This is a genomic window from Rhodanobacter aciditrophus (assembly GCF_050026795.1).
Classification (GTDB): domain Bacteria; phylum Pseudomonadota; class Gammaproteobacteria; order Xanthomonadales; family Rhodanobacteraceae; genus Rhodanobacter_A.
In genome coordinates, this window is record NZ_JALBWP010000010.1 from 443,476 (window position 1) to 455,939 (window position 12,464).

Consider the following 12,464-nt stretch of genomic DNA (forward strand, 5'->3'; position numbering starts at 1 on the left):
CGCGCACGTCGGGGCGTCGCCACGCAGGGGGGGCAACGATGGGTCGCAGGCCGGTGGTGTCGGCGGGTTTGCTCGGCCTGTTCCTGCTCATCGCGGCGTCCGTGCCGGCGCAGCCGGTTGCCGCACCGATGCCTGCCACGGCGGCGATCCCCATCGTCACGCCCCAGTTTCGCCGCTACGGCGTGTCCGACGGCCTGCCGAGTTCCAATGTCTACGCCGTGGTGCAGGATCACGACGGGGCGATCTGGTTCGGCACCAAGGGCGGCATTGCGCGCTACGACGGCGTGCACTTCAAGGTGTTCCGGCATGTGGCGAACGATCCGGGATCGCTGTACGACAACGGCATCGCCACCTTGCTGGTGGACCGGCGCAACCGCCTGTGGGCGGCGGGGCTCAACGCGGGCCTGAACCGCTACGACGCGGCCACGGACAGGTTCGAGCACTGGGGGCACGATCCCGGCAACCCCTCCAGCCTGGCCAGCGACCGCGTCTGGTCGCTCGCGCAGACGCCGGACGGGACGCTGTGGGTGGGTACCGGCCGCGGTCTGGACCGCATGCGGCCGGACGGCCGCGGTTTCGACCACGTGGACTACCGGGCGCCCGGCGGCAAGGCCGAGAACCTCGGCGCGGTGGGGGCGCTCCATGTCGACGGCCACGGGCAGCTGTGGATCGGCAGCGACCTCGGAGTGTTCCGCCGCGACGCGCGGGGGCGGATGCACCCCGTGCCGGCCGCCGATCCCGGCCAGTCGATGTCGGCCTGGCGCATCAACGGCCATGGCGACGAGATACGCATCGCCACCGACCACAGCCTGATGGTGGTGGGGCCCGACGGTCTGGCGCGGCGCTTCGGTGGCGCCGCCATTCCCGATGCCAACGTGATGGTGAGCGTCCGCGACGACGCCGGCCGGCTGTGGATCGGCACGCAGCGCGGGCTGTTCATGCAGCCGCGCCCGGGCGCGGCGGTGATGGCGGTGACCAACCAGCCGGCGCTCGACGGCGGCCTGCCCGGCACCTGGGTGTGGCAGATGCTGGTCGACCGCGCCGGCGGGCTGTGGCTGGCGCTGTTCGACGGCGGTGTCGGCTACCTGGCCCCGGGATGGGACAGTTTCAGCCGCTTCACTCACATTCCGGACGACTCCGCCAGCCTGCGCGATTCGATCGCCACCACCATGGCGCGCGGCAAGGACGGCCGCCATGTCTGGGTGGGCGAACGCGCCGGCCGGGTGGACCGGCTCGACCCCGTCACCGGACAGGTGGAGCACAGCTTCTCCGATCTCGGCGGCGACGTGGTCGGCATGACCGAGGGTGCCGGCGGACGGCTGTGGGTGGTGTTGCAGGGGGCGATCGACGTGTGCGACGGCACGCGGCGGCGTTGCGTGCGCGTCGATCCGGGCGGCAGCGGCATGCGGCGTCCACTGGAGGTGGAGCCGGGCCCGGACGGCCAGATGTATGCGCGCACCTTCGGCGAGGGCATCTTCCGCATCGATCCCGGCACGCTGGCGGTGACGCCGGTGCCGATGGAGCAGCCTACCGAGAAGGTGCGCTGGGGCAGCCAGATGACGCTGCAGGATGGCGTGTTCTGGTATGCCAGCGACGGCGGCATGATGCGGCTCGACAGCACGCACGACCGCTTCGAGATGGTGCCGGGCGCACCGCAGGGACGGAGCGTGGATGCGTTCGCGTTCACCCCGCACGGCATCTGGATGGCCAACGCGAACGGCCTGATGCATTACCGCATCGAAGGCGGTGGCGTGGTGCGCGACCGCACGGTGGACGCTGCGCACGGCTGGCCGTCGATCAACGTGGTGGACCTGAAGGTCGACACCCGGAACCGCGTGTGGGTGTTCGGCCACGACGGCCTGTGGCGTTTCGATCCCGCGAGCGGGCGCTTCCGCTCCTTCGGCCTGCAGGACGGACTCGTCAACGGCGAGTTCTCGCGTGGCTACGCCAGCATGCCGGGCGGCTACCTGTACGCGCCCACGCTGGGCGGCGTGGTGGCCTTCGACCCGGACCGGATCGGCGAACGGAAGGTCGCGCCGCCGCTGGCGGTCACCGGCATCAGCGTGCGCCGGCACGGCGCGCGGCAAGCGCTGCCGGTCCACGCCGGGGTGGTGAAGGTAGGCTGGCGCGACCGCCAGCTGAACATCGTTGCGCGCGTGTTCTCCTACCTCGATCCCGAGGCCAACCACTACCGCTTCTTCCTGCACGGCTTCGACCCGGGCTGGGTCGACGTGGGCAACCAGGGTGAGCGCGATCTGTCCGGCCTGGGCAGCGGCGACTACACGCTGGACGTGATGGCGACGGGCGCGGAGGGGGTGTGGTCGCACCTGTCGCAGCCGTTGCGCATCCATGTGGAGGCGCCGCCATGGCAGCGGTGGTGGGCGTGGCTGCTGTATGTGCTGGCGGTGGCGGCGGCGGTGGGCTGGGCGATGTGGGCGTGGCGGCGGCGGCTGGCGCAGCACCACCGGATCGAGCTGATCGAGCAGCGGCGTGCGCTGGCGGAGCAGGCGAGCGCGGCGAAGACGCAGTTCCTGGCGACACTGAGCCACGAGATCCGCACGCCGATGACGGGCGTGATGGGGATGGCGGAGCTGCTGCTGAACACGCCGCTGGACCGGAAGCAGCAGGACTACACGCGGGCGATGCAGCGCTCGGGCGGGATGCTGCTGAAGCTGCTGAACGACGCGCTGGACCTGGTGCGCATCGACGCGGGCCGGCTGGAGCTGGAGCCGGCGCCGTTCGATCCGCGCCAGCTGGTGGAGGACGTGGCGCAGCTGGAGCAGGGTCAGGCGTGGAGCAAGGGGCTGCGCTTCGAGGTGGAGCTGGGCGGGGAGCTGCCGGCGCGGGCGGTGGGCGACGCGGTGCGCATCAAGCAGGTGCTGCTGAACCTGGCGAACAACGCGCTGAAGTTCACCGAGCGCGGCAGCGTGACGCTGCGGGCCGCGCGCAGCGGCGACAGCCTGCTGTTCAGCGTGAGCGACACCGGTCCGGGCATCCCCGAGGGGAGCCAGGCGCGGCTGTTCCAGCGCTTCGAGCAGGAAGAGAGCCCGCAGCGCCGGGCGGGGAGCGGCCTGGGCCTGGCGATCTGCCGCGAGCTGGTGGAGATGATGGGCGGCAGCATCGAGCTGCAGTCGCGGCTGGGCCACGGCAGCACGTTCCTGGTGCGGCTGCCGCTGATCGAGGTGGGCCATGCGCCGCACGGGCACGCATCGCCGTCGCCGGCGGGCGGGCAGCCGCTGCGGCTGCTGCTGGTGGAGGACGATGCGATCGTGGCGGCGGTGATCACGGGGCTGCTGCAGCAGCAGGGCCATGCGGCGTGCCACGTGGCGAACGGGCTGCTGGCGCTGGCCGAGCTGGACCGCGTGGCCTACGACGCGGTGCTGCTGGACCTGGACCTGCCGGGCGTGGACGGCTTCCAGGTGGCGCGGCTGATCCGCCAGCGGGAGGCGGGGAAGCGCGTGCCGATCGTGGCGGTGACGGCGCGCTCGGGGGAGGCGGACGAGGCGCGGGCGCGCGAGGCGGGCATGGACGGCCTCCTGCGCAAGCCGCTCAGCGGCGACCAGTTGGCGGCGACGCTGGCGCGCGTGCTGCGCGGTGCGGACGTGGACGAAGCGGTGGCCACCGCCGGTTGAGCCGGCTCACATGTCGTTCTTGTGCAACTCGAAGCCGCGCCGCTGGTACTCGCGCCAGCGCTCCCGCGAACCGTCGCGCTCGGCCGGGTCGGCGGCCACCACTTCCAGCACGCGCTGGCAGTTGCCGCCGGGGCAGCCCTCGCGCAGGTTGATCACGAGCGGCCGGTCAGGCGTGTCCACGCCGGGCGGCACGATCAGCACCGCGGTGTCCGCGTCGTCGTCGTCGCCGGCGAGCTGGTGCGGGATGAATGCATCCTCGTCGAACGCCCACAGCAGCTCGTCGATCGCCTCGGCCTGCGCGTGGTCGCGGGCGAGGATCAGCGTGGGCTGCTGCGCCGCGAACGCCCGCTTCGCCAGCTCGCAGACCAGGAGCAGCGGCTGTTCGCGGAAGCGCGGCTTGTCGATCAGGTAGAAGTCGGCGCGCATGGGACAGGAGTGAGTGGCGAGGAGGGAGGAGTGGGGGAACGGAAGGGCATGATGCCTCAAACCCTCATCCCTCACTTGTCACCCCCGCTTCACTCACTTTTCGCTCCGCTCCAGCAGCCACTGCGCCAGCAGCGCCACCGGGCGCCCGGTGGCGAGGCCCTTGCGGCCTTCGTCCCATGCGGTGCCGGCGATGTCCAGGTGCGCCCAGCGCTGGCCTTCGGTGAAGCGGGAGAGGAAGCAGGCGGCGGTGATCGCGCCGGCGCTCTTGCCGCCGATGTTGGCGACGTCGGCGAAGCCGGAATCGAGCTGCACCTGGTAGTCGTCCCACAGCGGCATGCGCCATGCGCGGTCGAGCGTGTGCTCGCCCGCGGCGAGGAGCTCGGCGGCGAGGTCGTCGTGCCTGCTGAACAGTCCGCTGGCGTGCTTGCCCAGCGCGATCACGCAGGCGCCGGTGAGCGTGGCGGCGTCGACCATCGCCTGCGGCTGGAAGGTGCGCGCGGTCCAGGTCAGCGCGTCGCACAGGATCAGGCGACCTTCGGCGTCGGTGTTGAGCACTTCGATGGTCTGGCCGGAGAGGCTGGTGAGCACGTCGCCGGGGCGGTAGCTGTCGCCGTCGGGCATGTTCTCGGCCGACGGCACCACGCAGACCAGGTTGAGCCTGGCGCCGATCGTCACCGCAGCGACGAACGCACCGAGCACGCCGGCCGCGCCGCCCATGTCGAACTTCATCTCCTCCATGCCGGGGCCGGGCTTCAGGCTGATGCCGCCGGTGTCGAAGGTGATGCCCTTGCCGACGAGGGCGTAGGGCGCCGTGCCCGCGGCGCCGCCGTGGTACTGCAGCGCGATCAGCTTGGGCTTGTTCGACGAACCGCGGCCCACCGCGAGCAGCGAGCCGAAGCCGAGGCGTTCCATCTCCTCGTGGTCGAGCACGCGGCACTCCACCTTGTCGTGCGCCTTCGCGAATGCCTCGGCCTGGCCGGCGATGTAGGCGGGGGTACAGATGTTCGGCGGCAGGTTGGCCAGTTCGCGCGCGAAGCGCACGCCCTCGGCGATGCCGCGCGCCTGCGTGAGTCCGGTTTCCGCCTCCGGGCCGGCGGCGAAGGCCAGCGCGGCGAGTTCCGGCTGCGCGCTCTTCTCGCGTGGCTTGAAGGTGGCGGTGTAGCGGTAGGCGGCGTGGTCGGCCGCGAGCGCGGCGGTGCGCACGCGCCACGCGACGTCGCGGCCGGGCACGTCCACCTCGGTGAGCCAGGACACCGCCTCGCCCAGCGGCAGCTTGCCCAGCGCGCGCGCCGCCTCGGTCGCCACCTTCTGGTAGCGCGCCGCGTCGAAACCCTTCTGCGTGCCAAGGCCCACCACCAGCACGCGCTTCGCCGCGATGCCGGCCGGCGCGTAGATCAGCGTGGTGCTGCCGGCCTTGCCACTGATGTCGCCGCTCTCCACCTGGCGCTTGATCGCGCCGCCGATGGCGCCGTCCACGCGCGCTGCGGCGCTGGTCAGCACGCCCTGTTCGTACACGCCCACCATCACGCAGGCGGTGGCGGCTGTTTCGGGGCTGGTGGCGGCGAGGCTGAACTGGAGGGTCATCGGGCGTTCCTGCGTGGGCGCGGCAAGCGGCGAACCGGCTAGACTGGCGGTCCGCCGGCGAGGTCGGCGTTGACGGAAGCCCACAAGTTTATCGCATGCTGAGCATTCTCGACCGCTATTTCCTGCGCGAGCTGGCGCAGACCGTCGCCGCCACCGTGGTGGTGCTGATGGTGATCGTCGCCGGCACCGCTTTCGCCACGGTGGTGCAGCAGGTGGCCAAGGGCAGCTTCCCCGCCAGCGTGATGTTCCAGGTGCTGGGCCTGCGCACGCTGCAAGGCCTCACCAACATGCTGCCGCTGGCCGGCATGATCGGCGTGCTGATGGCCTTGGGCCGGATGTACCGCGAAAGCGAGATGCACGTGCTGATGTCCTCTGGCATGGGGCCGAATGGCCTGTTGCGGCCGATGGCGATCCTTGCCGTGATCATGGTGCTCGCCACCGCGGTGGTGTCGCTGTGGCTGGGGCCGTGGGCGTCGCGCACCAGCGATGCAATGGTGGCCGCGGCGAACCGTTCGGTGATCGCCGCCGGCCTCGACGCCGGCCGCTTCACCGAGCTGCCGGGCAAGGGCGGCATCATCTTCGTCGACACGCTGAGTCAGGACGGCACCAGGTTGGGCCGCAGCTTCGTGGCCACCCAGCGCAGCAGCAAGGACGGACACCGGCATCTGAAGCTGGTCACCGCCGGCAGTGGCCAGCTGTACCAGGAGAGCAACGGCGGCAACCGCTTCATCTCCTTCCGCGACGGCTGGCAGTACGACATCCCGCTGGGTGCGGACAACTGGCGGCGCATGCAGTACCAGCGCAACGACACCGCGCTCTCCGCCGTAACCGGTGACGAGGGAGAGGACCCCGCCGAGAGCATGACCACCCTGCAGCTTCTGCAGGCTGCGAATCCGGACGCGCTTGCCGAGCTGGCCTGGCGCACCAATGCGCCGGCGCTGACCCTGGTGATGCTGATGCTGGCGCTGCCGCTGTCGCGGCAGAGCCCGCGCGAGGCCCGCTACGGCCGCCTGATGCTGGCGATGCTGAGCTTCTACCTCTATTACCTGTTGCTGGCGCTGGGGCGGGCGCAGATCGGCAAGGGCCACTGGCACCACCAGACGGGCTTGTGGCTGCTGCACACGGTGATGATGTTGATCGCCGGCTGGCTGTGGTGGAAGCAGTACGCTCCGCACAAGCCGCACAACGAGAAGGCGCTGTCCGCATGATCAAACGCGTCGACCGGCTGGTGGCGTTCAGCGTGTTCGGCTCGCTGGTCGCGGTGTGGCTGGTGCTGACCGGCTTCGATGCCGTGACGCACTTCCTGACCCAGCTTGGGCGGGTAGGCAAGAACGGCTACACGCTCACCAACGCGGCGGTCTTCGTGCTGGTGACCACGCCGCGCCGCGCCTACGAGATGTTCATCTTCGCCGCGGTGATCGGTGGCCTGATGGGTCTGGGCGGCCTGGCGGCAACGGGTGAACTCACCGCGCTGCGCGCCGCTGGGATGTCGCGGCTGCGCATCGCCGCTTCGGCTACCGGGGTGATCGCGGTGCTGGTGCTGGGTGTGGTGATCCTCGGCGAAACCGCCGCGCCCTGGGGTGACCAGATGGCGCAGGCCATGCAACTGCGCATGAAGGCCGGCGACATCGGCGCCACTGGCAGCGGGCTGTGGGCGCGCGACGGCGACCGCATCATCAACGCCCGCGGCACCATGGTGCGCCAGGTAGGTGACCACGACACGGTGCAGCTCGCCGACGTGCGCGTGTTCACCTTCACCGCCGACGGCCAGGTCAGCCGCTTCGACTGGGCCAAGACGGCCGACCACGACGGCCACGCATGGGTGCTGCACGACGTGCGCAGCACCGTGCTGGATGGCGCCGGCACGCATAGCAGCTCCACGCCCAGCGAGCAGTGGAATTCCAGCCTCAACCCGCAAGTGCTGGCGCAGTCGGTGATCCAGCCCCAGTACCTGTCGATGCGCGACCTGCGCCGCAACATGGACTACCTGGAGCGCAACGGCGAAAGCCCCGGCAGCTACGCGGTGGCGTTCTGGGCGCGTGCGCTGTACGCGCTCAACGTGTTGGTGCTGGTGCTGTGCGCGATGCCGTTCGCGTTCGGCGCGATGCGCTCGGGAGGCCTCGGCAAGCGCATCTTCGTCGGCATGCTGCTGGCGATCGGCTGGTACTTCCTGCAGAAGGCGATGGTGAACTTCGGCACCGTCTACGGCATGCCGCCGCTACCCGCCAACCTGCTGCCCGCCGCCCTGCTGGCACTGGTGGCATGGCTGTATTTCCGCAAACACGCCTGAGCGCCCCGGAGCCACGACGATGAACACGGTCGACCTGCGCAGCGACACCGTCACCCGCCCCACGCCGGCGATGCGCGCCGCGATGCTGGATGCCGAGGTAGGCGACGACGTCTACGGCGAAGACCCCACCGTCAACGCGCTGCAGAAGCGTCTGGCTGACGAGCTCGGCTTCGAGGCCGCGCTGTTCGTGCCCAGCGGCACGCAGAGCAACCTGCTGGCGCTGATGAGCCATTGCGAGCGCGGCGACGAATATCTGGTCGGCATGGACGCGCACACCTACAAGTTCGAGGGCGGTGGCGCGGCGGTACTGGGCTCCATCCAGCCGCAGCCCATCGTGCAGGCCGAGGACGGCACGCTGCCGCTGGAACGCGTGGCCGCGGCGATCAAGCCGGTCGATCCGCACTTCGCGCACACGCGCCTGCTGGCGCTGGAAAACACCTGGCATGGCCGCGTGTTGCCGCAGGACTATCTCCGCGCCGCACACGACTTCGCCCGCCAGCGCGGCCTTGCGCTGCACCTGGACGGTGCGCGCATCTACAACGCGGCCGTCGCGGGCGGCATCAGCGCGCGCGCCATCGCGCAGCATTTCGACAGCGTGTCAGTCTGCCTGTCCAAGGGCCTGGGCGCGCCGGTGGGTTCGGTGCTGGTGGGCTCCGCGCCGCTGATCGAGAAGGCACGGCGCTGGCGCAAGGTCGCCGGCGGCGGCTGGCGCCAGGCCGGCATGCTCGCCGCTGCGGGCCTGCACGCGCTCGACCATCACGTGGCGCGACTGGCCGATGACCATCGCCGCGCGGCGTATCTCGCCGGCTGCCTGCGCGAGATCGCCGAGGTGAGCCTGCTCGGCCAGCACACCAACATGGTGTTCGTGGACGTGCCCGCCGACCGCCTGGAGGCGCTGGACGCCCATCTGCGAGCCGCCGGCATCCGCATCAGCATCGGCTACCTGCCCACCTTGCGGCTGGTGACGCATCTGGACGTGGATGACGAGGGTGTCGAGCGCGTGGCGCAGGCGTTCCGCACGTTCTTCGCGCGGGGCTGAAGCGGGCTGCGCCCATCGGGTCCGAGTGCAAACCAGGGCGGTTTCGGCCGCCTGCCGCGAGGGACAGAGCGGTTTCGTGCCGCTGCCGCGGCCCGAAACCGCTTTGTTCCTAGCAACAGGTGCCTGAAGCCACCTTGTTACTTGTGGTGAGCGCCCGAACCCGCCTCGCGCCGGCGCCAGGCGCCTGAACCCGCTTTGCTACCTGCGGCAGGCGTCCAGAACCGCCTTGCTCCTTGCGGCAGGCGACCGAAACGACTACACAGTTCGGCGCGCCGCCGCCTTCATCCGGGTGTGCCCACACCAGCCGCGCCACCCCCATTTGCTAGCATTCCCCGAATGCGCCCCACGCCTCTCGACATTCTCCACAGCGTTTTCGGCTATCCCGGTTTCCGCGGTCAGCAGCAGGCCATCGTCGAGCACGTGGCCGACGGCGGTGATGCGCTGGTGCTGATGCCCACCGGCGGCGGCAAGTCGCTGTGTTACCAGATTCCCGCGCTGCTCAGGCAGGGCACGGGCATCGTGGTGTCGCCGCTGATCGCGCTGATGCAGGACCAGGTGGACGCGCTGCGTGCCGCCGGCGTGGCGGCGGCGTATCTCAACTCCAGCCTCGACGCGGCATCGCAGCGCGAGGTGGAACGGCAGCTGCTGGCGGGCGAGCTGAACCTGCTCTACGTGGCGCCAGAGCGCCTGCTCACCGGGCGTTTCCTCGGCCTGCTGGAACAGACCGAGGTGGCGCTGTTCGCGATCGACGAGGCGCACTGCGTCTCGCAATGGGGGCACGATTTCCGCCCCGAGTACCGCGAACTCACCGTGCTGCACGAGCGCTTCCCGCAAGTGCCGCGCATCGCGCTCACCGCCACCGCCGACCCGCGCACGCGCGAGGAAATCGTCGAGCGGCTGGCGCTGGCGGAGGCGCGCCAGTTCGTCTCCAGCTTCGACCGGCCCAACATCCGTTACCGCGTGATGTTGAAGCACAACCCGCGCACGCAGCTGATGCAGTTTCTCGACGGCTACCGCGGCGAGGCCGGCATCGTGTATGCGCTCAGCCGCAAGAAGGTGGACGACACCGCCGCGTGGCTGGCCGAGGCAGGCATCGAGGCGCTGCCGTACCACGCCGGCCTCGATGCCGCCACGCGCGCGAAGAACCAGCAGCGCTTCCTGCGCGAGGACGGCGTGGTGATGGTGGCCACGGTCGCGTTCGGCATGGGCATCGACAAGCCCGACGTGCGTTTCGTGGCGCACCTCGACCTGCCGCGCTCGATGGAAGGCTATTACCAGGAAACCGGCCGCGCGGGCCGCGACGGACTGCCGGCCGAGGCGTGGATGATCTACGGCCTGGCCGACGTGGTGACGATGAGCCAGATGATCGCGCAGTCCGAATCCGCCGACGAGCGCAAGCGCATCGAGCGGCAGAAGCTGGAATCGCTGCTGGCCTACGCCGAGGCCACGCGCTGCCGCCGCGAGCTGCTGCTGGGCGCGTTCGGCGAGGATTACCGCGGCCCCTGTGGCCGTTGCGACAACTGCGTGGAACCGCCGAAGACGTGGGACGCCACCGTGCCCGCGCAGAAGGCGCTGTCGGCGGTGTACCGCAGCGGCCAGCGCTTCGGCGCCGGCCATGTGATCGACATCCTGCGCGGCGTGGACAACGAGCGCGTGCGCCAGCTCGACCATCACAGGCTGAGCACGTTCGGCATCGGCGCCGACATCGACGAGAAGGGCTGGCGCTCGGTATTCCGCCAGTTGCTCGCCGCCGGCCTGCTCGCCACCGATGCGGAAGGCTACGGCACGTTGCGACTCACCGCGGCCAGTCGCGAGGTGCTGCTGGGCAAGCAGGCCGTGCGCCTGCGCGAAGACGCGAAGCCCGTGCGCTCCACGCGACGTCGGCGCGACAGCCAGCTGGTCACCGGTGCCAACCTCGGCATCGAGGCCTACGAGCAGCCGCTGTGGGACGCGCTGCGCGCGTTGCGCACGCAACTCGCGCGCCAGCAGGGCGTGCCGCCCTACGTGGTGTTCCACGACGCCACCCTGCTGGCGATGCTGCGCGCGATGCCCGCCAACGAGGGCGAACTGGCCCAGGTCAGCGGCGTGGGCGAGGCCAAGCTGCAGCGCTACGGGCGCGACTTCCTGGCCGTGATCAACGCGGCGGAGTGAGGCACCCGCGGCGGCGCGCCTGTGCCGGTCGCCGGATGTCCCTGCAACGGCGGCCGCGCAGGCAGGCGTTGCCCGCACGGACACCGTCCACCGAGGGCCCGCCATGCACGAAGCTCCGCTCATCGCCACCCTCGTCAGCGGCATCGTGCTGGCCTTCGTGTTCGCCGCGCTGGCGCACTGGCTGAGGCTGCCCGCGCTGGCCGGCTACCTGCTGGCCGGCGTGGTGGTGGGGCCGTTCACGCCCGGCTACGTGGCGGACGGCCACATCGCGCACGAGCTGGCCGAGGTCGGCGTGGTGCTGCTGATGTTCGGCGTGGGCCTGCACTTCTCGCTGAAGGACCTGCTGTCGGTGAAGTCCATCGCGATCCCCGGCGTGCTGGGTCAGATGGCGGTGGCCACCGCGCTGGGCCTGTTGCTGGGCTGGGCGCTGGGCTGGCCGTTCGTGCAGGGCTTCGTGTTCGGCCTCGCGCTGTCGGTGGCCAGCACCGTGGTGCTGCTGCGCGCGATGGAGGAGCGCGGGCTGATGGAGACCGAGCGAGGCCGCATCGCGGTGGGCTGGCTGATCGTCGAGGATCTGGCGCGGGGCATGCTCGACCGCCTGACGGCGGACGGCGCCGGCATGTTGCCGACGACGGCTGCCTGGGCGCGTTTCAGCCGGCCAGCAGCCAGCCGTCGTCGTTGACGGAGGCCTGTGCCAGCCGTGCGGGCGGTTCGGCCAGATAGCGCCATTGCTCCAGCGTCGCCGGCAAGCGGGCGCGCGGGCAACTCGCGTGCAGGTACGCCAGTGCCGCGGCCGAGTCGTCGTGCCGGGCCAGCTCGCAATCTTCCAGCAGGCTGCGCCAGCGCCGCCCGTGCCGTACGATGCGGAAAAGGCCGAACTTCGAGGGGGCAACGTACTGCGCCGGCATGACCGCGATCCGCGGGGGGAGGAAGCGCAGTCTGTCGCCCGTGCATGGCTCGCCGATGATCCGCGGGTGGCAGTGCCGTGACGGGAGGGCGTCGAGGGGCCTTCTACGTGCTGCGCCAGGATCGATACGGCATGTTCTTTGCTTCGTCAGTGACGATGTCCCGCTGTCTGCGCGGGTCCCGAATCGGAGGCCAGCCGTCCCGACGTCGAGGCAGCGCATGTCAGGGCACCGGCCAGGTCGCCTGGGTATCGGCGCCTGGTTCGACGCCGTGCCGGGGCTGTTCGGGGACTGGCACGGTCCACCATCCGGTTCTATGCTTCGCGGGGTGCTGACGTCTGATGACTGGGTTGCGCGACTTTTGCAGCAGGGGTGTGATCAGGTCTGGGGGCAGGGACTGAGTCAGGGGAGCGCCATGCGCGTTGGGTCACGGGTGG

8 protein-coding genes and 1 pseudogene are annotated in these 12,464 nt (G+C 70.7%); 6 read left to right on the top strand and 3 right to left on the bottom strand.

All coding sequences use genetic code 11. The features are described 5' to 3' along the window. Positions 1-38: 38 nt before the first annotated feature. The gene (locus ACQGNW_RS06900) at positions 39-3,632 is read left to right on the top strand and encodes a hybrid sensor histidine kinase/response regulator (protein ID WP_426662396.1); all 3,594 of its coding nucleotides are present in this window, start codon (positions 39-41) and stop codon (positions 3,630-3,632) included. A 6-nt stretch (positions 3,633-3,638) separates the two neighbouring features. On the opposite strand, the gene ACQGNW_RS06905 is transcribed toward ACQGNW_RS06900, so the two are convergent. Continuing rightward, on the bottom strand, positions 3,639-4,058 hold the full coding sequence (locus ACQGNW_RS06905; protein WP_426662397.1) for a DNA polymerase III subunit chi: 420 nt from the start codon (positions 4,056-4,058) through the stop codon (positions 3,639-3,641). A 93-nt stretch (positions 4,059-4,151) separates the two neighbouring features. Continuing rightward, positions 4,152-5,642 (bottom strand): leucyl aminopeptidase, encoded by a 1,491-nt coding sequence (locus ACQGNW_RS06910; RefSeq protein ID WP_426662398.1) that lies wholly within the window; start codon positions 5,640-5,642, stop codon positions 4,152-4,154. 95 nt (positions 5,643-5,737) lie between these two features. Between ACQGNW_RS06910 and lptF the strand changes: the two genes are divergently transcribed. From lptF to ACQGNW_RS06935, 5 genes and pseudogenes are all read left to right on the top strand, one after another. Then, the gene (gene lptF / locus ACQGNW_RS06915) at positions 5,738-6,850 is read left to right on the top strand and encodes an LPS export ABC transporter permease LptF (protein WP_426662399.1); all 1,113 of its coding nucleotides are present in this window, start codon (positions 5,738-5,740) and stop codon (positions 6,848-6,850) included. Beyond that, positions 6,847-7,932, top strand: a complete 1,086-nt coding sequence (gene lptG, locus ACQGNW_RS06920) for an LPS export ABC transporter permease LptG (RefSeq protein ID WP_426662400.1) — start codon at positions 6,847-6,849, stop codon at positions 7,930-7,932. The genes lptF and lptG overlap by 4 nt, the downstream gene beginning before the upstream one ends. A gap of 19 nt (positions 7,933-7,951) precedes the next feature. After that, entirely contained in the window at positions 7,952-8,971 is a 1,020-nt protein-coding gene (ltaE, locus tag ACQGNW_RS06925; RefSeq protein WP_426662401.1) for a low-specificity L-threonine aldolase, read from the top strand. Between the two features lie 336 nt (positions 8,972-9,307). Continuing rightward, positions 9,308-11,122 carry a DNA helicase RecQ gene (gene recQ / locus ACQGNW_RS06930; protein WP_426662402.1) on the top strand — a complete coding sequence of 605 codons (1,815 nt, stop codon included), beginning with the start codon at positions 9,308-9,310 and terminating at the stop codon, positions 11,120-11,122. Between the two features lie 103 nt (positions 11,123-11,225). After that, positions 11,226-11,699 (top strand): annotated as a pseudogene (locus ACQGNW_RS06935) (cation:proton antiporter domain-containing protein); the annotation flags it as partial. Positions 11,700-11,772: 73 nt separating this feature from the next. On the opposite strand, the gene ACQGNW_RS06940 reads toward ACQGNW_RS06935, so the two are convergent. Then, complete coding sequence (locus tag ACQGNW_RS06940; protein ID WP_426662403.1) at positions 11,773-12,030, bottom strand: hypothetical protein; 258 nt, start codon at positions 12,028-12,030, stop codon at positions 11,773-11,775. Between the last annotated feature and the right edge of the window lie 434 nt (positions 12,031-12,464).

What these genes read in the sequence shown, in the direction of transcription:
- ltaE (WP_426662401.1), top strand. Translation starts at nt 7,952, where the DNA reads ATGAACACGGTCGACCTGCGCAGCGACACCGTCACCCGCCCCACGCCG.
- ACQGNW_RS06905 (WP_426662397.1), bottom strand. Translation starts at nt 4,058, where the DNA reads ATGCGCGCCGACTTCTACCTGATCGACAAGCCGCGCTTCCGCGAACAG.
- ACQGNW_RS06910 (WP_426662398.1), bottom strand. Translation starts at nt 5,642, where the DNA reads ATGACCCTCCAGTTCAGCCTCGCCGCCACCAGCCCCGAAACAGCCGCC.
- ACQGNW_RS06940 (WP_426662403.1), bottom strand. Translation starts at nt 12,030, where the DNA reads ATGCCGGCGCAGTACGTTGCCCCCTCGAAGTTCGGCCTTTTCCGCATC.
- lptG (WP_426662400.1), top strand. Translation starts at nt 6,847, where the DNA reads ATGATCAAACGCGTCGACCGGCTGGTGGCGTTCAGCGTGTTCGGCTCG.
- recQ (WP_426662402.1), top strand. Translation starts at nt 9,308, where the DNA reads ATGCGCCCCACGCCTCTCGACATTCTCCACAGCGTTTTCGGCTATCCC.
- ACQGNW_RS06900 (WP_426662396.1), top strand. Translation starts at nt 39, where the DNA reads ATGGGTCGCAGGCCGGTGGTGTCGGCGGGTTTGCTCGGCCTGTTCCTG.
- lptF (WP_426662399.1), top strand. Translation starts at nt 5,738, where the DNA reads ATGCTGAGCATTCTCGACCGCTATTTCCTGCGCGAGCTGGCGCAGACC.